At 70.7% G+C, this 20141-nt stretch carries 17 protein-coding genes; 6 read left to right on the forward strand and 11 right to left on the reverse strand.

The genetic code is table 11. The annotated features are described in order from the left end of the window. Positions 1-233 precede the first annotated feature (233 nt). Positions 234-698 (forward strand): ATP-binding protein, encoded by a 465-nt coding sequence (locus FCH28_RS28395; RefSeq protein ID WP_136743014.1) that lies wholly within the window; start codon positions 234-236, stop codon positions 696-698. Between the two features lie 94 nt (positions 699-792). On the opposite strand, the gene dapC is transcribed toward FCH28_RS28395, so the two are convergent. Both dapC and fdxA read right to left on the reverse strand, forming a co-directional pair. Further along, positions 793-1890, reverse strand: coding sequence for a succinyldiaminopimelate transaminase (gene dapC / locus FCH28_RS28400; protein ID WP_136743015.1), 1098 nt, complete (start codon positions 1888-1890; stop codon positions 793-795). A gap of 201 nt (positions 1891-2091) precedes the next feature. Further along, positions 2092-2412 carry a ferredoxin gene (gene fdxA, locus FCH28_RS28405; RefSeq protein ID WP_033319951.1) on the reverse strand — a complete coding sequence of 107 codons (321 nt, stop codon included), beginning with the start codon at positions 2410-2412 and terminating at the stop codon, positions 2092-2094. A gap of 140 nt (positions 2413-2552) precedes the next feature. Here fdxA and FCH28_RS28410 point away from each other — a divergent pair, with 140 nt between their 5' ends. Continuing rightward, on the forward strand, positions 2553-3575 hold the full coding sequence (locus FCH28_RS28410) for a GNAT family N-acetyltransferase (protein ID WP_136743016.1): 1023 nt from the start codon (positions 2553-2555) through the stop codon (positions 3573-3575). 17 nt (positions 3576-3592) lie between these two features. Then, positions 3593-4453: a transglutaminase-like and tetratricopeptide repeat-containing protein gene (locus FCH28_RS28415; protein ID WP_136743017.1), complete on the forward strand. Its 861-nt coding sequence runs from the start codon at positions 3593-3595 to the stop codon at positions 4451-4453. Between the two features lie 238 nt (positions 4454-4691). Here the strand turns inward: FCH28_RS28415 and FCH28_RS28420 are convergent, their stop codons facing one another. The 9 genes from FCH28_RS28420 to FCH28_RS28465 all read right to left on the reverse strand — a co-directional run bounded on the left by FCH28_RS28420 (position 4692) and on the right by FCH28_RS28465 (position 14229). Beyond that, on the reverse strand, positions 4692-5897 hold the full coding sequence (locus FCH28_RS28420; protein WP_136743018.1) for a PP2C family protein-serine/threonine phosphatase: 1206 nt from the start codon (positions 5895-5897) through the stop codon (positions 4692-4694). An 83-nt stretch (positions 5898-5980) separates the two neighbouring features. Beyond that, positions 5981-6586 (reverse strand): response regulator transcription factor, encoded by a 606-nt coding sequence (locus FCH28_RS28425; RefSeq protein ID WP_169314270.1) that lies wholly within the window; start codon positions 6584-6586, stop codon positions 5981-5983. A 231-nt stretch (positions 6587-6817) separates the two neighbouring features. Continuing rightward, positions 6818-8080 (reverse strand): sensor histidine kinase, encoded by a 1263-nt coding sequence (locus tag FCH28_RS28430; RefSeq protein WP_342781674.1) that lies wholly within the window; start codon positions 8078-8080, stop codon positions 6818-6820. Between the two features lie 5 nt (positions 8081-8085). Next, positions 8086-8823, reverse strand: a complete 738-nt coding sequence (locus tag FCH28_RS28435) for an ABC transporter permease (RefSeq protein ID WP_136743020.1) — start codon at positions 8821-8823, stop codon at positions 8086-8088. After that, complete coding sequence (locus FCH28_RS28440) at positions 8820-9818, reverse strand: ABC transporter ATP-binding protein (RefSeq protein ID WP_136743021.1); 999 nt, start codon at positions 9816-9818, stop codon at positions 8820-8822. Before FCH28_RS28440 ends, FCH28_RS28435 begins: the two co-directional genes overlap by 4 nt. Before the next feature lie 174 nt (positions 9819-9992). Further along, positions 9993-12251, reverse strand: coding sequence for a hypothetical protein (locus tag FCH28_RS28445; RefSeq protein WP_246103295.1), 2259 nt, complete (start codon positions 12249-12251; stop codon positions 9993-9995). 204 nt (positions 12252-12455) lie between these two features. Beyond that, positions 12456-12959, reverse strand: coding sequence for a DUF6113 family protein (locus FCH28_RS28455; protein WP_136743024.1), 504 nt, complete (start codon positions 12957-12959; stop codon positions 12456-12458). After that, positions 12956-13891 carry an N-acetyl-1-D-myo-inositol-2-amino-2-deoxy-alpha-D-glucopyranoside deacetylase gene (gene mshB / locus FCH28_RS28460; RefSeq protein WP_136743025.1) on the reverse strand — a complete coding sequence of 312 codons (936 nt, stop codon included), beginning with the start codon at positions 13889-13891 and terminating at the stop codon, positions 12956-12958. Before mshB ends, FCH28_RS28455 begins: the two co-directional genes overlap by 4 nt. Positions 13892-14034: 143 nt before the next feature. After that, the gene (locus FCH28_RS28465; protein WP_136743026.1) at positions 14035-14229 is read right to left on the reverse strand and encodes a hypothetical protein; all 195 of its coding nucleotides are present in this window, start codon (positions 14227-14229) and stop codon (positions 14035-14037) included. A 231-nt stretch (positions 14230-14460) separates the two neighbouring features. Here FCH28_RS28465 and FCH28_RS28470 point away from each other — a divergent pair, with 231 nt between their 5' ends. The 3 genes from FCH28_RS28470 to FCH28_RS28480 all read left to right on the forward strand — a co-directional run bounded on the left by FCH28_RS28470 (position 14461) and on the right by FCH28_RS28480 (position 20086). Next, positions 14461-16644, forward strand: coding sequence for a S9 family peptidase (locus FCH28_RS28470; RefSeq protein ID WP_136743027.1), 2184 nt, complete (start codon positions 14461-14463; stop codon positions 16642-16644). Between the two features lie 524 nt (positions 16645-17168). After that, positions 17169-18200 (forward strand): ABC transporter permease, encoded by a 1032-nt coding sequence (locus FCH28_RS28475; RefSeq protein ID WP_136743166.1) that lies wholly within the window; start codon positions 17169-17171, stop codon positions 18198-18200. Between the two features lie 89 nt (positions 18201-18289). Continuing rightward, on the forward strand, positions 18290-20086 hold the full coding sequence (locus FCH28_RS28480) for an ABC transporter substrate-binding protein (RefSeq protein WP_136743028.1): 1797 nt from the start codon (positions 18290-18292) through the stop codon (positions 20084-20086). The last annotated feature ends 55 nt before the right edge of the window (positions 20087-20141 follow it).

Here is a 20141-nt window from a genome sequence, read left to right on the forward strand (position 1 = left end):
AGGCATTTTCCCCGATTTCCCGGCCGCTGAAGGGCCGCGAATTTCTCGCACACCCTCACCCGATGCACATATTTCCGTTCTTTATCCAGGACTGATTATGTGATCCGCATTACCAATTCTTTACCTGAGTTCACCGCAACTTTCGGGGAGTTGGCGCGATATTCAGAGCGTCCGCCCGGCGGACATGGCACATCTGTCAGAAGTTATGAGTCCTTCTCCGTACAAGGAGCACCATGTCCCTCCCCGTTACGCGTCGGATCGCCCGAGCCGTTCTGCTCATCGCAGCAGGCACGGCTCCTGTGGTCGGTGCGGCCGGCTCCGCGAATGCCCTGCCCCTGCCGGCCAAGGCGCCCGGACTGAGCAACCAGGACAAGGCCGTCGCCGACGCCGCCCAGGTCACCGCCGGGGCGACCAACGAACTCGCCAAGGGGACCGTCAAGGACATCGTTCCGGCAACCCTCAAGACCGCCGCCAAGACCGCCGGCCCGACGGTGCAGAAGCTGCACCCGGCCGCGCAGCAGGGCGCTGACACGGGGACCTTCGCCAAGAACGTCGCCAAGAACGCGGCCAAGACGGCCGCCAAGCACGCCAAGCCCACCGTGCACAAGGGTTCGCCGGCCGCCCCCGGCCTGCTCAGCAAGGTGGTCACCGCCGGCGGCCTGCTCGGCAACGGACAGGCCGGCGGCCCCGTCCGCTGACGCTCGACTCGCCGCACCACGCACAGGGCCCGGGGAATCCTCCTTCCCCGGGCCCTGTGCGTTCGCGTGTGCTCAGCGGCGCACGGTCAGCGGCTCACTGCGCCAGCCGGCGCACCGCCGCGTCCACCCGCTCGTCGGTGGCGGTGAAGGCGATCCGCACGAACCGCTCCCCCGCCACACCGTAGAACTCGCCGGGCGCGACAAGGATGCCGCGCTTGGCGAGATCTCCGACGGTGTCCCAGCAGGGCTCGTCGCGGGTCGCCCAGAGGTAGAGCGACGCCTCGCTGTGCTCGATGCGGAAGCCGGCGGCCTCGAAGGCGGCACGCAGGGCGGCGCGGCGGCGGGCATAGCGCTCGCGCTGCTCGGCGACGTGCGCGAAGTCGCCGAGCGCGGCGACCGTGGCGGCCTGGACGGGCGCCGCGACCATCATTCCGCCGTGCTTGCGGATCAGCAGCAGCTCGGCGAGGACGGCGGCGTCGCCCACCAGGAAAGCGGCGCGGTATCCGGCCAGGTTGGAGCGCTTGGAGAGCGAGTGGACGGCGACGATGCCGTCCAGGGAACCGCCGCAGACGTCCGGGTGCAGCACCGAGACCGGTTCGGCCTCCCAGCCCAGTTCGAGGTAGCACTCGTCGCTGAAGACCAGGATGTCGTGCTCGCGGGCCCAGGCGACCGTACGGCGCAGCTCGTCGGCGCTCAGCACCCGGCCGGTGGGGTTGGACGGCGAGTTGAGCCACAGCAGCCTGACGCCGCTGGGGTCGAGCTCCCACGGATCGTCGTAGACGACCGGCTCGGCGCCGGCCAGCCGGGCGCCGACCTCGTACGTCGGGTAGGCCAGCCGCGGATAGGCCACCTTGTCGCCGTCGCCGAGGCCCAGTTGGGTGGGCAGCCAGGCGACCAGCTCCTTGGAGCCGACGATCGGCAGCACGTTGGTGTGCGCAAGACCGCGGGCGCCCAGGCGGTCGGCGGCCCAGCCGGTCAGCGCGTCACGCAGAGCGGGCGTCCCCCACACCGTCGGATAGCCGTGGCTGTCGGCCGCGGCGGTCAGGGCCTGCCGGATCACCGCGGGCACCGGGTCGACGGGGGTGCCGACGGACAGGTCCACGATGCCGTCGGCGTGCGCCGCGGCGGTGGTCTTGTACGGCTCCAGCCGGTCCCAGGGAAAAACGGGGAGACGAGATGAGACTGGACCCACGGTGCTCTCTTTCTTGGACGGCGGTGACGCCTCCCGTGCGGGGCGGCGCCGGGCGTCGGCGCAAACGCCTCGGCCCCGTACAGCGGAGGCCGTACGGGACCGGGCGGCGCCGCGCGACCTCCCTCAGCTGGTGCTGGGAGGTGCCCCCAGCGATCTCATAGGGGAAGAGGGAGCACCTGCTCCCTCTCGATCCCCGGATCGTTACTGGTTCTGTGGCGGCAGCTCTGCGATGAAGGGGTGGTCGCGCTCGATCAGGCCGAGCTTGCTGGCGCCACCGGGCGAACCGAGCTCGTCGAAGAACTCGACATTCGCCTTGTAGTAGTCCTTCCACTCTTCCGGAGTGTCATCCTCGTAGAAGATCGCCTCGACGGGGCAGACCGGCTCACAAGCACCACAGTCGACACATTCGTCCGGGTGGATGTACAAGGACCGGGAGCCCTCGTAGATGCAATCGACGGGGCACTCCTCGATGCAGGCCTTGTCCTTGACGTCGACACAAGGCTGCGCGATGACGTAGGTCACGCTGTCGTTCCTCCTCGGTAGGGCCGGCGGACCGATTGGCAGTACCGCCGCAGGGCGCGCGGGAGCGCGGCGTCGTCGATGCCCGCCACCTAGTATCTCCGTTCCCGGGCGCGAGACGAACAAGAGGGGCGGATAGAGCGATGGAATTCATGACCGGTGGTCGCGCGGAAGTCCGTATCACCCCTGCTGACGTGGGCAAAAGGGTATCGGTCCGGCGCCGGACGGGCGGCGGCCCGGGGGAGGCGGCCTTCACCGACGCGGTCGGCGTTCTCACATCCTGGAACGAGGGTGTGCTGAGCATCACACGTCGCAACGGAGAGTGCATCCGGATCGACGAATCGTCGCTGGTGGCGGCCAAGACCGTGCCGGCCGAACCGGCCCGCAGGAGGGGACCGGCGGCCGACGCACGCGAGCTCCAGGAGGTCGCGGCCCGCGGCTGGCCGGCTCTTGAGACAGAACATCTCGGGGACTGGACGCTGCGCGCCTCCGGAGGCTTCACCCGCCGCGCGAACTCCGTACTGCCGCTCGGCGACCCCGGCGTCCCCCTGGACGCGGCGCTGGAGCGGATCACCCGGTGGTACGGCGAGCGCGGGCTGCCGGCACTCATCACGGTCGCCACCGGGCGCGCCGACACCGGCGAACAGCTGGCGGCGGAACTCGACGCACGCGGGTGGAGCGCCGAGCGGCACACCTCGGTCCGCATCGCGGCACTGGCACCGCTCGCCGACACCGAGGCGGACACCACGGCGGTCACCCTGTCCCGGGCGCCGGACACCGACTGGCTCGGCATGTACAACCGGACCGGCGCACCCACGCCGGACGCGCTCAAGGTGCTGACCGGCGGGCCCTCGGTGTGGTTCGCCACGGTCCCGTCCACCGGCCCGCACACCGGACGGCCTGCGGCCATCGGGCGCGTGGTCGTCGACGGCCGCTGGGCGGGCTTCTCGGCCATCGAGGTGGACCCGGCACAGCGGCGCCGGGGGCTGGCCACCCTGGTGATGGCGGCACTCGCCGAGCGGGCCCTCCAGGAGGGCGCCTCGGCCGCGTACCTCCAGGTCGAGGACGACAACGGGGGCGCGCGCGAGCTCTACGACCGGCTCGGATTCACCGAACACCACGGCTATCACTACCGGCGCGCCCTCCCGGGCGACGGCGTGCGCTGAACGGGTATCCCTGTCGTATGCACCAGGAACCCGAGCCGAAGCCGGACGGCGCCCGCACCGAGCGGCGGCGGCAGTTCGCCGAGGCCGCGCGCGACGAGCGGCCCGACCTGGCGCTGCTGTGCCTGCTGATAGCCGCCGAGGCGGACCCCGCGCTGGACGAGGCGGGCATCGACGCCGTACAGATCGAGCTGGACCGGCTGGCCGGGCTGCTGCCGTACGCCCCGGTCGGCGGCCCGGGCGCCTGGGCACGCAACCTCGCCGAGCTGCTCGGTGCCCGGCACGGCTTCGCCGGCTCGCCCGCCGCCTACCGGCGACTGGAGTCGTCCCTGCTGCACGAGGTGCTGCGACGCCGCCGCGGCCTGCCGATCCTGCTGTCGGTGCTGTGGATGGAGGTCGCGCGGCGGGCCGGCGCACCCGTGTACGGGGTGGCGCTGCCGGGCCACTTCATCGTCGGCTTCGGAGACCCCTACGGGGAGCACACCCTGGCCGATCCGTTCGCCGGCGGCCGGCCGCTCGGCGACGACGACGCGGCGCTGCTCGTCGCGGGCGCGACCGGAGCGGAACTCAGCGCGCGGATGCTGGCGCCCGCCGACCCGCTCGACATCGTGCTGCGCATCCTCAACAACATCCGGGCCTGGGCGCAGGCACGCCCGGAACAGAGCGCGGTGCAGCTGTGGGCGGTGGAACTGTCCCTGCTGCTGCCCAGCCACCCCGCGCGACTACGGCACGAACGGGCCCAACTCCTCGTCCAGCGCGGCGAGTTCATGACCGGAGCGGCCGAGCTGGAGGAGTACGCCCGAGTGGTGGAAGCCGTCGAACCAGCCACCGCCACCACAATCCGCCGCCAGGCGGCAGCGGCACGCGCGCTGCTCAACTGAAGCACGAGCTCGCGCTGCTCAACCGAAGCGCGGTCTTTGGAATCGCGGGCTCGCGTTGCTCAACCGAAGCGCGGTCTTTGGAATCGCGGGCTCGCGGGCTTTGGAAGCGCGGGCTCGCGGGCTTTGGAAGCGGGCTCGTGAGCTTTGAATCGCGGGCTTTGGAATACCGCCCGCCGCGCCCGCGTTGTGGACCCGCAGGGGGCCCTCGCAACCCTTAGGGGATCCGTTCGAGCGCCCCCTAGGGGTTGCGCGCGCCCCCCTGGGAACTATCTGCGGGCGGTGTCCCGGACCGGCCCGCGTGCAGATCGGTCGACGACTTCGCGCCGCTGCCCACCGCGCCGCCGGCCAGCCGGGTCTCCCCGGGGGCGGGAGCGCGGCGGATGATCAGTGCGGTCGCGTCGTCCTTGAGGTCGCCGCCGGTGAAACGTGCCAGGTCGGCGCGGAGCGTACGGGCCAGTTCGGCGGGCTCCAGGTCCGTCCAGCCCGCCAGCCGGTCGCGCAGCGGGTAGAACTCCCCGTCCGTGCCACGCGCCTCGGTCACCCCGTCCGTACACAGCACGACCCAGTCCTCCGCGGCGGGGCGGACACGTGCGCTCCGCCGCGGTTCACCACTCAGCGTGCCGAGGCCCAGCGGCAGCCCGCCCTGCCCGTCGGTGCGCTCGTAGACCCGGCCGCCGCGCACCAGGTAGTACGGGATGTGTCCGCAGGACAGCACCCGCCCCTCGTGCAGCCCCCGCACCTCCATCAGCAGCGCGGTCACGAAGCGCTCGTCGGTGCCCTGCTCGACGGAGCGGGTGTTGTAGCGGGTCAGCGCCTGTTCCATGCGTTCGGCCACCGACTCCAGCGACTCCTGGTAGTAGGCGGCCTCCCGGAACGACGCCAGGACCTCGAGGCCCGCCTCGATCGCCGGCATGCCCTTCCCCTGGACGTCGCCGATCATCAGGCGCAGCCCGTGCGGGGTCTCGACGGCCTCGTAGATGTCACCGCCGACCCGGGCGCCCTCCTGCGCGGAGACATAGAAGCCGAACGCCTCGACCGGCCCCGCCCGCAGCGGCAGTTCGCGCAGCATGGCCCGCTGCACGGTGTCGGCAACCAGGCTCGTACGGGCGTGCAGCGCCTCGCGCTGCAGCCGGGTGCGGCACAGCACCAGGGAGAAGAACGCCACCAGGAACGCCCCGAAGATGCCGACGACCCGGCTGGCCGGAGCCCAGTCCGGCACCGTGAGGATGTCGACGTAGGTGAGGCAGACGACGTAGACGACGGCGACGACGAAGGTGGGCCGGTACGTACAGCGCAGCGCGGCGACCAGCGGGGCAACGCCCAGGAAGGACGAGATATGCAGCTCAGGGCCGGTCGTCGCGTCCAGCACCGTGACGACCAGAACGGCCAGGATCAGCACCGCGGCGGGGAGAAGGCCGCTGTCCGGAGCGCGGTTGGCAGGCATAACACTTCAAGCCTGCGGGACGTCGCGCCACAACGCACAGGGGCCGGGCCCCCGCTCCTGCCAGAGGCGCCAGGCCAGTGGGGCTACAGCCAACCCTTGTCCCTGGCGGTGCGGGCCGCCTCGGTGCGGTTGCGGGCGCCCGTCTTCTGGATGGCGATGGAGAGGTAGTTGCGGACCGTCCCTTGGGACAGTCGCAGGGCGTGGGCGATCTCGGCGTTGGTGGCGCCGTCGCCGGCCACCCTCAGCACATCCCGCTCGCGATCGGTGAGCGGGCTGGCCCCGTCGGCGAGCGCGGCCGCGGCGAGCACGGGATCGATGACCCGCTCGCCGCGCAGCACCCGGCGTACGGCATCCGCGAGCCGGGCCGCGGGGGCGTCCTTGACCAGGAAGGCGTCGGCTCCCGACTCCATGGCACGACGCAGATAGCCGGGGCGGCCGAAGGTGGTGAGGATGACGATCTTCACGCCCGGGAGCTCGTCGCGCAGGACTGCCGCGGCGTCCAGCCCGCTGATGCCGGGCATCTCGATGTCCAGCAGCGCCACGTCCACGTCGTGCGCCCGCGCCGCCGGGAGCACCTCGTCGCCGCGCGCCGCCTGGGCGACGACCTCCAGGTCCGGCTCCAGCGACAACAGGGCGGCCAGCGCTTCACGGACCATCGACTGGTCCTCGGTCAGCAGCACTCTGATCATGCGGGCCAGCTTATGACGTGCGGCATCTGGGCCGTGGGCCTGTGCTCAGGGAGCTGGCCTGTGGCCGGGCCTGTGTTCAGGGAGGCGGTGGATCTGGGGTTCAGGGCGGGGCGTGGACCTGTGGCTCGGGGCGGGGTCCTTGTGGGGCGGGGCCCTCTCTGGTTCCGGTGCGGGTTGCGGGTTCTTGCCTTGCGGTTTTGCCTGCGCCGCCTCCTTATACTCCGGCAACAATTACGGAGTGTGATTAATTCCTGGGATCGTTACTTTCTGTGAGATTGGGGTGGGTGAGGAGGCTGGGGTGGGTGGGGTGGCGGGCAGGGGGACGTAGGCGCGGAGGGCGAAGCCGCGGCCTCGGGGGGCCGGGCCGGTTTCCAGGCGGCCGTCGGTCAGGGCAAGGCGTTCGCGGAGGCCGCTGAGGCCGTTGCCGTCGTGCTGGGTGCGGGGTGGACCGGCGCCGTCGTCGAGGACCGTGAGGCACAGGTAGCGGCGTTCGTCGGGCTCCCATTCCTGGGCGAGGAGGAGTTCGCAGTGGCGGGCGCCGCTGTGCCGTATGACGTTGGTGGTGGCCTCGCGCAGCGCCCAGGCCAGTGCGCCCTCCTCGTCGGCCGCGAGCGGGGGGTGCTCGCCCTCCAGTGCCGGGTCGACGGTGATTTTGACGCCGGCGGTGCTCAGCGCGGCCCGAACCCCGGCCAGTTCGACGGCGAGCCGGGGGCGGCGGTAGCCGGTGACGGCCTCCCGGACGTCGACCAGCGCCTGCCGGCTGACCTGCTCGATGTCGGCGACCTGTTTGGCGGCCTCGTCCGGCCGGCTTGGCAGCATGCGGCCGGCCAGTTCGCTCTTGAGGGTGATGAGGGAGAGGGAATGGCCCAGGAGGTCGTGGAGGTCGCGGGCCAGGCGCAGGCGCTCCTCGTTGGCGGCGAGGCGGGCGACCTCCTCGCGGGCGGCGCGCAGTTCGGCGGTCGTATGGATCAGATGCTGGACGCCGACCATCATGTAGCCGCTGCCCAGGGACGGCAGACCGTAGGCGAAGAGGTAGTAGCCCCGGATTTCCGGATAGCGGGCGCCGATGCCGAGCAGCAGCAGGGTGATCAGCGGGATGCTCCAGCGGGACCACCGCCACGTCAGCACGACGGCGGATGCCACGGACGTGAAGGTGAACAGGACCAGCCACTCGAAGCCGAGCGTCGTGGAGAGAACGATGGACAGCGTCAGCATCACGGCCAGGGCGCTGCGCATCAGGGTGCGGTTCAGCACCCGCCACATGTGCCGGTAGATCAGCAGCAGGTACGCGAGGACGAAGAGCGAGAGCCCCAGGCCGCCCCAGAGGCGTTCGGCGGTGGAGACGCCGGCTTGCGCCATGTCCCCGATCGGCCCGGCCAGGTAGATCAGCCAGATCGCCACCCACGTCGTCTTGCCGAGGGCCTGGCGGCGGCTGCGTGGCGCCTGCCCCATCATCACCGGGTTGATGTCCGGCGGCTCGCACTTCGTCCCCACCGGCCTCACGCCTTCCGGGTGTCCTTGCGGTACAGCCAGGCCGCGGCGCCGGCGAACAGCAGCAGGTAGCCGGCCAGGATCGCGATGTCCTTGGCGTGCGGCGCGCCGCCGGCCTCGACGGCGGTGCCGAGGGCCGCGTAGGCGTGTGTCGGCAGCCATTCCGCGATGTTCTGCACCCACTGGGGCAGGATCGTCATGGGCATCCACAGGCCGCCGAGGAACGCCAGGCCGAAGTAGACGAGCATGGAGATCGGGCGGACCGCGTCGCCGGTGGCCAGGTAGCCGATGGCGACGCCCAGGGCGGCGAAGGTGAAGCTGCCGAGCCAGGTGCCGGCGGCTATGGCGATCCATTGCCAGGCTTCCAGTCGGACGTCCTTGACGGCCGCGGCGACGATCATGACCAGCAGGATCGACGGGAGGCTGACGGTCGCGGCGGCGGCGATCTTGGCGGCGACATAGCCCCGGCCGGGCAGGGCGGTCAGCCGCAGCTGCCGTACCCAGCCCTTCTCGCGCTCTTTGGCTATGCGCTCGCTGTTGCCCAGCAGGACGGCGGTCATGGCACCGAATGCTGCCATGGTGACCATGAAGTAGAGGCCCATGTCGAGCCGCATGCCGGGGATGGGCTTGCGGTCCGCGCCGCCCGCGATGAGCAGATAGAGGACCGGCGGATAGATCACCGAGAAGAACATGAACTTCTTGTTGCGCAGCGCGCGGATGATCTCCAGCTTGATCAGGGTGGTCATCGGGCCGTCTCCTGGGCGGTGGCGGGGGTCGTGTCGGACGCGGTGGTGAGGGCGATGAAGGCTGCCTCCAGGCCGAGGCCGGAGACTTCGAGGTTGTGCGGGTAGCAGCCGAGGCCGTAGAGGGCGTGCACCGTGGCGTCGGCGTCCTGGGTCTGGATGCGGACCGTACGGCGGCCGGAGCCCGCGGCGGAGCCGTTGTCGGACACGGTCAGGGAGGTCAGAAACGGCAGGCCGCTCAGCGCGGTGCGGTCCATCGGCTCGTCGAGGTCGAAGGTGACCCGGCGGGCTCCGGCTCTGGCCTTGATTTCGGCGGCGGTGCCGTCGGCGAGCACCCGGCCGCGGTGCAGCACGATCACGCGGTCGGCGATCTCGTCGGCCTCTTCGAGGTAGTGCGTGGCGAACAGGACGGTACGGCCCTGCTGTGCCTGCTTGCGCATCGCGCCCCAGAAGGTCTGCCGGGACGAGACGTCCATGCCGGTGGTCGGCTCGTCGAGGACGATCAGATCGTTGGCGCCGGCGGTGGCGAGGGCGAACCGGACGCGTTGTTCCTGGCCGCCGGAGAGTTTGTCGACCATGCGCTCGGCGAGGTCGGTGATGCCGGCGGTGGCCAGGATCTGGTCGAGGGGGTAGCCGCGGGGGTGAAGATCGCGGGCGAGTTTGACGAGCTCTCTGACCTTGACGCCTTCCATCAGGCCGCCGCTCTGCAGCATCGCGCCGACCTTGCCCTGCGCTATGGCGCGCTGCGGGGTGGTGCCGAAGAGGGTCACGGCGCCGGCGTCGGGGTGGCGCAGTCCGAGGAGCAGGTCGAGGGTGGAGGACTTGCCGGCGCCGTTCGGCCCGAGGAGGGCGACGGTTTCGCCCGGATACAGCTCCAGGTGCAGCTCGGCCACCGCGCGCACCGCGCCGTAACTCTTGCTGACCCGCTGGAAGCTGACCACGGGTGCCGGGCCGGCGCGGTGTGCGGCGGTGGTTGTGGTGGTGGCTGTCGTCGTCATGCGTTCAGCTTCACGGTTCCGCGGGCTGCCCGGCAGTGTCAGCTGTACGCAACCTGCGGTGACAGATGTCATGGGTGAGGCCCCCTAGGGGGATTCCCTGAGGAATCGCCCAGGGGGCCTCTACCTGCGGTTTTGCCGGTGCCTGCGGTGTTGCGGTTGTGCGGCCGTCAGCCGTCAGCCGTCCGCGCCGATGGTCTGGATCCGCTCGGCGGGCGAGCGGCCGAGCAGTGCCTTGCCCACCGCGCTCGCCACCTCCTTGACGCTGACCGGCTTCTTGGAGCCGTCGCCCTTGGTGAGGGTGACGCCGTTGAAGGTGTCGCCGTAGAGCTGTTCCAGGGCCGGCAGGTCGTAGAACGGCACGAGTTCACCGTTCTTGATGGTGAAGGACAGGAACTTGGGGATGGACTTCTGCGGGCTGAAGGAGACCGTGTGCCCGGCGTCCGTACGGACCGTCACCAGGCCGGACATCGCGGGTCGCGCGTACTGCTTGAGCGCCTTGTCCACCGCGGCCTTGCTGACCTTCGGCTGCTGGGTGCTGGCGGCCAGCACGACGGGGTTGTCGGTCCCGGTGGTGGCCCGGTCGAGGTAGGCCTGGTGGACCTTGGCCTTGGATGCCTGGACGTCGATCGACTTGTACGGCGTGCCGTAGTGCGGCACGGCTTTGCCGTTCGCGAAGGTGATTCCGCCGTCCTTGGCCGCGGCCGCGGGTCCCGCCAGGTTCTGCAGTGCGGCCCCCAGCTTCTCGTTGTCGGTGATCATCTTCGGTTCGGCGGTGCGGGTTCCGCCGAACAGGGAGCCGATGACGGAGACCGGGTTGTAGTCCCGGCCGGCCGCGTCGCGGACGGTGGCCTGGACGTCGACGTCCAGGCCGGCCTTGGCGGGCTGGAGGGTCACGGATTTGCCGTCGACGGTGAGCTTGAGCGGCGCCGTACGACGGTCCTTGAGGGCCGTCTCCAGCTTGTCGACGGCCTCTTCCTTGCTGGTGCCGCCGATGTCCACGCCGAGTGCGGTGGTGCCGTTGGGCACGTCGGCGTGGTCGAGCACCAGGCCGGCGCCGTAGGCGAGGCCGGCCACCGCGACGAGTCCGACGCCCACGAGGACGATCTTGTTGCGGCCCTTCTTGGGCGGGTTGATCGGCTCGGGGATCTTAGGGCGGGGCGGGGTGGCGCTGTCGCCGCCGGCGGGCTTGCCGGGCGGGAACGGGGAGGGGGTGGAGGGGCCGTCCGCCCCGGGGGTCGTCGGGATGCCGCTGACCAGGGTGTCGCCGGAGACCCGGCCGCGGGAACCGGACCCGCGGGGCGCGCCGCTCACCCCGTCGGGTGTGCCGCCGCGCTCACCGGGGGCGCCGGCCGCGGGGCTCTTGGGGCCGTTCGCCATGCTGCCGGGCAGTCCGCCGGAGATGCCGCCGGTGACGCCGAGGCCGCTGCCCGGGCCCGCCAGCGGGGGCGCGGGCGGCTGCGGGGTGAGCTCTGCGGTGTCGTCGGGCAGCTGGGGTGTGCCGCCGGTGCCGGGTCCTGGGTCGCTGAAGCCGGGCGGGAGGTTGAGTGCGCTGTCGCCGCGTGCGGGGCCGGTGGTGGGGCCGCTGGGGCCGCCCGTGCCGCCCCCGGCCCGGGGTGCGTCGAAGGGGCTGGGCTCACGGGTGGGCCCGTCGAAGGGCGAGCCGCCGCGGGGGGTGTCGAACGGTGAGCCGCCCGGAGACGTCTCGAAGGGGGAGGCGCCCAGCGGGCCGGTCAGTGGGTCGCTCAGGGGGTCGCCCAGCGGGTCGCCGCCCTCGTAGGGCGAGCCTGCGCCGCCGCCCGGGCGGGCGCCGCCGTCCTGTGGCGTGCCGCTGTCGTACGGGGAGCCGCCGCTCTGCGGGGCCGGGGTGTCCGAGAAGTACGGCAGGTCGGGGCGCTGTGGGGGCTTGGCGCCGGAGGGGCCGCGGGGCGCCGGGGACGGCCCGCCGGGGGCGGGCGGTGCGGCGTGGGAGCCGGTGGTCGACGACGACGGGCCGGCGGGGCCGGCCTGCGGCTTGCGGGGTGCGAACCAGTCGCTGGCCTTCTCGCCCGGCCCGCCGGACGTCGCGTCGTCCGGCGCCGCGTCGGGCCGCGGGGTGTTGCCGGTGCGCTCCGCGTTCCGCTCGGCTCCCCGGGTGGTGCGGGGGGTGCCCCGGGAACCGGCGGAACCGGCGGATGCGGCCGATGCGTTCATGCCGGACTCCTCACCGACGGGCTTGCGCACGACGACCGGCGGGATGGGTCGCGACCCCGGAATGTTGATCTTGATCCGTGTGGTCAGCGTGGTCTCGGTCTTCTGCTCCTCCGGCTTCGCACCGGAGGCCAGCGCCTCGTCGCCGTCTCCCCTGGGCGAGCCGTACGGCTGCGTCCCCGACGGGTACGCGGCACCGCCACGGCCCTGAAGGCCGGAGGACGAACTGTCAGATTCACGACTCAAAGCAGGTTCTCCCGGTTGGCTCCGCCGCTCGTCAGAGATGATCCCGGGCCTCAGCCCGTGAGGTGCCCCCAGGGCGGCGCGGCGGCGCGCACCACCATACTGTCCGCCGCCGACGGGCACCTGAAGAGCGTACGAACACCGCTGGCACGGGCGAACCCCCTGGACTGCGGTTTCCGTGCGGCATCCGTCCTGGTATGAACCATGTCATCCGCCAACTCGGCCGCGCGTCGCGCCCGTAGCACGCATCTGGGCGACGGTGGCGCAGATCACACCTACCACGATGCCGCCGCACAGGAAGAGGTACGAGCCGAGAGCCGCGGGGAAGAGGAAGTCGCCTTCCGGCCGGGCATCGCTGACCAGTAGAAACACGGTCACCAGCCAGGCCGCGCCGGGTACCAGGACGCCGGCCGCGGTGCGGGTCGCGGTGACTCCGCCGTAGAAGAGGCCGCCGGTTCCGGCCAGTGCGAGCAGCAACCCGCCCGGGGACCAGGCCCCTTGGACGAGCGTCCCGGCGAGTGCGACCAGCACGCCCGCGACCAGCAGCAGCACGTACATGCCGATGCGGCCGAGCGTCAACGGCGCGCTCAGGCCCGAGGCGGGGCCGGCCGCCGCGGCCGCGCCGCCGACTCCCGGCCGCGCGCCGGACGCCCCGCCGGAGCCCGCCCGCGACCGCCGGCCGCCGCCGGAGCCGCCCTTTGCCGCACTCATTCCGCCACCTCCTCGATCCGGGCGCCGTGCTCCCGGGTCGCCGTTCCGTCGACCCCCGCGAAGAGATCGTCCTCCCGGGCCCCTTCCGCGGCGCCCGAGAAGCCGTGCACCAGTTGATAGTGCTCGGTACGGAACAGCGGCTGGCCCAAGTCGTTGGAGAGCGCGAAGAACGGCCCGTCGACGACGATCTGGGTGTAGTGGGCGCGCATCGCCTCGGTCTTGGCGGCCGTGTACGCCTCGCTCCCGGTGATCGTCGCCGTGACGTCGGCGTCCGGCACCACGCCCGGTACGTCGTCGGCCGAGGCGATCCCGGGGAAGGCGTGGCCGGCCGCGTGCAGCCGCGCCAGGCCGTCCTCGACGTCGGAGCGGGGGTTGCAGTTCCAGTAGATCTTCCCGATCGCGTACGCGGGGCCCAGATCCGGCCGGAATCCGGCCTGCGCGGCGAGCTCAGCGGCCCGCATGGCGACGCGGTGCGCCTGGATGTGATCGGGGTGGCCGTATCCGCCGTTCGGGTCATAGGTGACCAGAACCTGCGGCCTGACCTCTCTGATGACGGCCACGAGATGGGCGGCGGCCTCGTCGAGGTCGGCCTGCCAGAAGGCGTTCGGCCGGTCGTTCTGGGGGGCGCCCATCATCCCGGAGTCCCGGTAGCGGCCGGCTCCGCCGAGGAAGCGGTGGTCGGTGACGCCCAGCGCCCGCATCGCGGCGGCCAGCTCGCCGACCCGGTGCGGGCCCAGGGTGTCGTCGCGGTCCGGGGCGAGATGGGCGAGGTCGGCCGGGATGACTTCGCCCTCCTCGCCGAGCGTGCAGGTCACCAGGGTGACCAGGGCGCCCTCGGCCGCGTACCTGGCCATGGTGACGCCGTTGTTGATCGACTCGTCGTCCGGGTGCGCGTGCACCAGCAGCAGACGGCGGGCGGGAAGCAGGGTCATGCGAACAGCCTACGAGCCGCCCGCCCGGTCTTCAGCAGGCGATCCCGGTGGCCGCGCACACGCCCGATCGGGGGACCGGGGAGCGGCGGCCTGGACGCGACGGGAGTGACGCGAGAGAACGGACGGCTCGGCGGGCCGGCGGGTCAGAACTTGATGCCCCCGATCATGCTGGCGACGTTCGTCGTCAGTGTCTTGACGGTCGGCGCGATGGTCGAGCTGGCCAGGTAGAAGCCCAGCAGCATGCAGACAAGTGCATGCGCTGCCTTCAGCCCGGACTTCTTGACGAGCAAGAAGACGATGATCGCCAGCAGCACCACCGCCGAAATTGAGAGTGCCACGGCGGCTCACCTCCAAGTACACACGGACCGGACAGAGTTGACGGTGCGTCGTCCTACGGGAGGGACTGCGCACCGGCGTATGCCAAGGGCTCTTTACCCCGTACTCACGACGCGCAAGGGATCATAACTTTCCGTCCGCGCGCATATGTCGGTGCACGGGAGCAGAGTGGGGGCGCACGCGCCGTTCGCGAGCGCGACCACGTGAGCCTCTGCACCCGTAGTCTCGGCCATATGACCGGACAGCTTCCCTTTCCCCGGCAACACGCCCGTACACAGCGCTTCACGCTGGGCGCTCCGCGCGGCTACGCCATTTCCCCGGACGGCGCGCGCGTCGTCTTCCTCCGCTCCCTCACGGGGACCGATCGCACCCAGCAGTTGTGGGTCCTCGACCTCGCCGAGGGACGGGAGTTCGCGGCCGCCGATCCGCGGGCCCTGCTCGCGGGCGCGGACGAAGAGCTTCCGCCCGAGGAGCGGGCCCGCCGCGAGCGTACCCGTGAGGGCTCGGCCGGCATCGTCGGCTACGCGGTGGACACCGCCATCGAGTTGGCGGCTTTCACCCTCTCCGGCCGACTGTTCGTCTCCGAGCTGCGGGCCGGCACCACACGTGAACTGCCCGTCCAGGGGCCGGTGGTGGACCCGCGGCCGTCCCCCGACGGCCGGCATATCGCCTTTGTGGCGCAGGGCCGGCTGCGGGTGGTCCCGGTGGACGGCACCAACACGGCGGACGCCGCGGGCGACGGCACCGCGGGCGGGGGCGCGGACCGGGTGCTCGCGGAGCCCGAGGGCCCCGATGTCACCTGGGGCCTCGCGGAGTTCATCGCGGCCGAGGAGATGGGCCGTTACCGGGGCTTCTGGTGGTCGCCGGACAGTGACCGGGTGCTGGCCGCGCGGGTCGACGAGTCGCCGGTGCGGCGTTGGTGGATCTCCGACCCCGCCCATCCGGACCGCGAGCCCGCCCAGATCCGCTATCCGGCGGCCGGCACCCCCAACGCCGGTGTCACGCTTGCCCTGTTCGGCCTGGACGGGTCGCGGACCGACGTCACCTGGGACACCGGGCGCTATCCCTATCTCGCCCGTGTCCACTGGTCGGCGGCCGGTCCGCCGCTGCTTCTCGTCCAGTCCCGCGACCAGCGCGACCAGCGCTATCTGACGGTCGACGTCCGGACCGGCACGACCCGTACGGTGCACGAGGAGGAGGACGAGGCCTGGGTCGAGCCGTTCCCCGGGGTGCCGGCCTGGACGCCGGACGGCCGGCTGGTGCGGATCGCGGACGAGGGCGGGGCGCGCAAGCTGTTCGTCGGCGACCGGCCGCTGACCGCGGCGCCGCTGCACGTACGGGCGGTGCTGGACATCGGCGAGGACGATGTCCTGTTCTCCGCGAGCGGCACCGAGATGCACGACGTCGGCGTCTACCGCGCCTGGTTCCGCGGCAGCGGCGACCAGGGCGGCTGGGAGCGGGTGGGCGACCGCCCGTACCCGACGGTGTCCTCCGCGGTGCGCGGCGGAGATCTGGTCGTGCTCTCCCAGGCGTCGCTGGAGCGGCCCGGTGCGCAGGTGGAGGTGGTGCGGCTGGGTGCGGACGGCGGCGAGAAGACCCTCGCGGCGATCGGTTCGTACGCCGAGGAGCCGGTGCTCACGGCCCGGCCGCGGCTGGTGCTCGCGGGCGAGCGGGAGATCCCTTGTGCGGTGCTGCTGCCCGCCGGCTATGCGGAGGGGGACGGTCCGCTGCCGGTGCTGATGGATCCGTACGGCGGGCCGCACGGCCAGCGGGTGGTCGCCGCGCACAACGCCCACCTCACCTCGCAGTGGTTCGCCGACCAGGGCTTCGCGGTGATCGTGGCGGACGGCCGGGGCACCCCGGGCCGCTCCCCCGGGTGGGAGAAGGCGGTGTCCCGGCAGCTGGCGGAGGTCGTCCTGGCGGACCAGGTGCACGCCCTCCAGGCGCTGGCCGGTTCCTTCCCGCTGGACCTGGAGCGGGTGGCCATCCGCGGCTGGTCCTTCGGCGGCTACCTCGCGGGGCTGGCGGCGCTGCGCCGGCCGGATGTCTTCCACGCGGCCGTGGTGGGCGCCCCGGTCACCGATCTGCGGCTGTACGACACCCATTACCAGGAGCGGTATCTCGGCCATCCGGACGAGGAGCCGGAGGTCTACGCCGCCAACTCGCTGATCACGGACGAAGGGCTGTCGGGGGCGGCGGAACAGCACCGTCCGATGCTGATCGTGCACGGTCTGGCCGATGACAACGTGGTGGTGGCGCATGCGCTGCGGCTGTCGTCGGCGCTCCTCGCGGCGGGCCGTCCGCACGAGGTGCTGCCGCTGTCCGGGGTGACCCATATGACGCCGCAGGAGCAGGTGGCCGAGAACCTGCTGCTGCTCCAGGTCGACTTCCTCAAGCGGGCGCTGCGCTCGACCTGAGCCGACTCGGCCCCCACGGTTCGCGACTAGGGCCTTTCCGACCCTGACCCATCGGACAGGCCCTGGTCCCGCCGTGGGGGTTTGTCGCGATTGCCGGATGTTGCCGTCGCGCGGGGCCGTCGGGCGCGAGGCCGGCGCGGGCGAAGCGCAGCGGACGGGGCAAACGAGACAAAACAGCGACCGGCCGGGGCGCCGCGAGGCGTCCCCGGCCGGTCTACGGCACCCGCACGGCCGTACGTTCTGAAGCATGGCGCGTCCGTATATCGGAGTTGCGACACTGAAGTTGCCTTCATGTTAAAGAAGTTGGTAGCGATATGTCCCCCATGCCGTACATCTCGCGTCCATGTCAAGCACGCCCATGCGTCAATCTGCGCAATCTTCGCTCAAGAAGCGGACGACCTGCACACCGGCTCTCCCGATCCCCTTGACTCGGCCGTAAATCACTTGCGAAAGTCCGCTCATCCAGCGGTGCAGACCGGCGCCGCTTCATGTTCCAAGAGAACTCGGCGCGGGGGCACTTCGCGATGACTAGTCCATCCCAGGCCGCGGTGACTGAGACCGACACCCCAGGTCTTGTCCCCGATGGTCTGAACTCGAAGAAAAAGCGCAAGACCAGCGCTCTTACCGGCCGTTCGCCCGGCCAGCTCATGTGGGCGCGTTTCAAGCGCGACCGCACCGGCGTCATCAGTGCCTGCGTCGTGCTGTTCTTCTTCGCGATCGGACTGTTCGCGCCGGTCATCTCCAAGATCTACGGCAAGGATCCCTACACCCGTTACGGGCAGAACACCCCGGGCCTGCTGATCAACCAGTACCCGGCACAGCCCAACGGCGGCATTTCCAGCGACTTCTGGTTCGGAATCGAGCCGGGCCTGGGCCGCGATGTGTTCATGCAGCTGCTCTACGGCATCCGCAATACGCTCGGCCTGGCCGTCGCCATCACCATCGTTTCGGTACTCACCGCGATCGTGCTGGGCGTAGCTGCGGGCTATTTCGGCGGCCGTATCGACTACTTCGTCGGCCGTTTCATCGACCTGCTGATGGCTTTCCCCAATCAGCTCTTCTACGTGGCGTTCGTGCCGGTCGTGGCCGCCATTCTCGTCGCGCCCGAGGACGAGATGCCGCCCTGGCTGCGCGCCGTGATCATCATCCTCGTGATGTGGTTCCTGGGCTGGATGAGCCTGGCCCGTCTGCTGCGCGGCCAGGTGCTGTCGCTGCGCGAGCGGGAGTTCGTCGAGGCGGCGAAGGTCAGCGGGGCGTCCCCGTGGCGGATCATCCGGCGCGAACTGGTGCCGAACGTGATGACGCCGATCCTGGTCCAGACGACCTACATGCTGCCGAACTTCGTGACCTCCATCGCGGGTCTCTCCTTCCTGGGCGTCGGCCTGGTCGAACCCACCCCGGACTGGGGCCGGATGTTCGCCAACGCGGCCGACTACTACCGGAACGACATCACGTACTTGTTCTTCCCCGGCGTCGCGATGGTGCTCTTCATCGTCGCCTTCAACCTGCTGGGGGATTCGGTCCGGGACGCCTTCGACCCGAAGCGGGCTCGATGACGCCGTTCCACCGGGGGGTGCTGCCACCCCAGCACCGCATCAGTCAGGCAGCAGCATCGGATCAACGACAGGCAGGTGCTTCCACAACCATGAGCAATGTCCGTAAACGCAGAGCGCATGTCGCGATAGTGGCCCTCACGGCGGGGGCGCTCGCCCTCACCGGGTGCAGCAGCGGCGCGAGCCAGGGCGCGTCCGACGACGACGCCCGCAAGAACGCCGAGAAGCAACGCGCGCAGATCACCTTCGGTGACGCGGCGGCCTCCAAGGGCCCGGCCGAGGCGGTGCCCGGTGCCACCACCGGCGGCACCATCAAGGTCTACCAGCGCGACACCTACGCCCACCTGGACCCGGCGCAGATCTACGTGTCCGACCAGGGCACCGTCTCGACGCTGCTGTTCCGCCGGCTGACCTCGTACCACCTGGACAACGACGGCAAGTACACCGTCGTCGGTGACCTCGCCACGGACAGCGGCCAGAAGTCCGACGGCGGCAAGACGTGGACGTACAAGCTCAAGGACGGCATCAAGTTCGAGGACGGCAAGCCGATCACCTCGGACGACATCCGGCACACCGTCGAGCGGACCTTCGCCGACTTCATCTCCAGCGGCCCGACGTACCTCCAGCGCTGGCTGGCCGACTCGACGGACTACCGCAAGCTCCTCAAGGGCGGCCCGTACGGCGGGAAGCACCTGCCCAAGGACGTCCTGGACACGCCGGACGACAAGACCATCGTCTTCCACTTCAAGAAGCCGGTCGCCGACCTGCCGTACGCGCTCGCCATGGCGGGCTACGGCGCGGTCGAGAAGAGCAAGGACACCAAGGAGAAGTACGACAAGGCCCCGGTCTCCTCGGGCCCGTACAAGATCCAGCCCGGCTCGTTCAAGAACGGCAAGGGCATCACGCTGGTCAAGAACACCAACTGGGACCCGAAGACCGACATCTCGCGGCACCAGTACGTCGACAAGTTCGACATCCAGTTCAGCGTGTCGTTCCCGGACTCCACCCAGCGTCTGATGGCCGACAACGAGGACAACCAGACGGCGATCAGCTTCAACAACCAGGTCGACGCGCCCAGCATGGCGGGGGTCGCCAACGACCCGAAGGTCAAGAAGCGTTCGACGTCCGGTTACCAGCCCTACGTCGGCGTGATGAACTTCAACATGCGCCGCCTGAAGGACAAGAAGGTCCGCGAGGCCATCGCCTACGCGCTGCCGACGCAGGCCGTGCTCGACGCCTACGGCACCCCGGGCGGCGGTGAGCTGGCGGGCAGCTACATCAGCCCGACGCTGACCGGCTTCAAGGAGATCGACCCCTACGGCAAGCTCAAGAAGCCGCTGGGCGACATAGACAAGGCCAAGAAGCTGCTGAAGGAAGCCGGCAAGACCGGCATGAAGCTGACCTACGCCCACAACACGGCGCCCGAGCCCTCGAAGTACTCGGTCGCGGTGGTGGACAACCTCAAGAAGGCCGGCTTCGACGTCCAGAGCAAGGAACTGCCGCCGGACACCTACTACGACATCATCGGCAAGACGGACAACAAGTTCGACATCTACCCCTCTGCGTGGGGTGCGGACTGGCCCAGCTCGCTGACGGTCCTCCCGCCGGTGTACGACGGCCGCCAGATCCAGGACGGCGGCACGAACTACTCGCTGTACAACAACCCGGAGACCAACAAGGAAATCGACCGGATCGAGCAGCTGACGGACCAGAAGAAGGCCGCGGACGAGTGGTTCAAGCTCGGTGAGAAGATCCTCAAGGAGGACCTGCCGCAGATCCCGACCTTCTACTACAAGCAGATCCAGCTGCACGGTTCGAAGGTCGGTGGCGTCGTGAACAACGACATCATCAGCTCCGTCGACCCGACCAAGCTGTACGTCAAGAAGTAACCGCGCACCCTTACCGGTTACCCAGGCGCTCGGTGTGCCCGCCCCATAGGACGGG

The organism is Streptomyces piniterrae (assembly GCF_005048155.1).
In the GTDB taxonomy this organism is placed as follows: domain Bacteria; phylum Actinomycetota; class Actinomycetes; order Streptomycetales; family Streptomycetaceae; genus Streptomyces; species Streptomyces piniterrae.

Bases quoted from the DNA above. Each gene is read 5' to 3' on its own strand.
- FCH28_RS28395 (WP_136743014.1), top strand. From the start codon at position 234: ATGTCCCTCCCCGTTACGCGTCGGATCGCCCGAGCCGTTCTGCTCATC.
- FCH28_RS28410 (WP_136743016.1), top strand. From the start codon at position 2,553: ATGGAATTCATGACCGGTGGTCGCGCGGAAGTCCGTATCACCCCTGCT.
- FCH28_RS28415 (WP_136743017.1), top strand. From the start codon at position 3,593: ATGCACCAGGAACCCGAGCCGAAGCCGGACGGCGCCCGCACCGAGCGG.
- FCH28_RS28420 (WP_136743018.1), bottom strand. From the start codon at position 5,897: ATGCCTGCCAACCGCGCTCCGGACAGCGGCCTTCTCCCCGCCGCGGTG.
- FCH28_RS28425 (WP_169314270.1), bottom strand. From the start codon at position 6,586: ATGATCAGAGTGCTGCTGACCGAGGACCAGTCGATGGTCCGTGAAGCG.
- FCH28_RS28435 (WP_136743020.1), bottom strand. From the start codon at position 8,823: ATGACCACCCTGATCAAGCTGGAGATCATCCGCGCGCTGCGCAACAAG.
- FCH28_RS28440 (WP_136743021.1), bottom strand. From the start codon at position 9,818: ATGACGACGACAGCCACCACCACAACCACCGCCGCACACCGCGCCGGC.
- FCH28_RS28455 (WP_136743024.1), bottom strand. From the start codon at position 12,959: ATGAGTGCGGCAAAGGGCGGCTCCGGCGGCGGCCGGCGGTCGCGGGCG.
- mshB (WP_136743025.1), bottom strand. From the start codon at position 13,891: ATGACCCTGCTTCCCGCCCGCCGTCTGCTGCTGGTGCACGCGCACCCG.
- FCH28_RS28470 (WP_136743027.1), top strand. From the start codon at position 14,461: ATGACCGGACAGCTTCCCTTTCCCCGGCAACACGCCCGTACACAGCGC.
- FCH28_RS28475 (WP_136743166.1), top strand. From the start codon at position 17,169: ATGACTAGTCCATCCCAGGCCGCGGTGACTGAGACCGACACCCCAGGT.
- FCH28_RS28480 (WP_136743028.1), top strand. From the start codon at position 18,290: ATGAGCAATGTCCGTAAACGCAGAGCGCATGTCGCGATAGTGGCCCTC.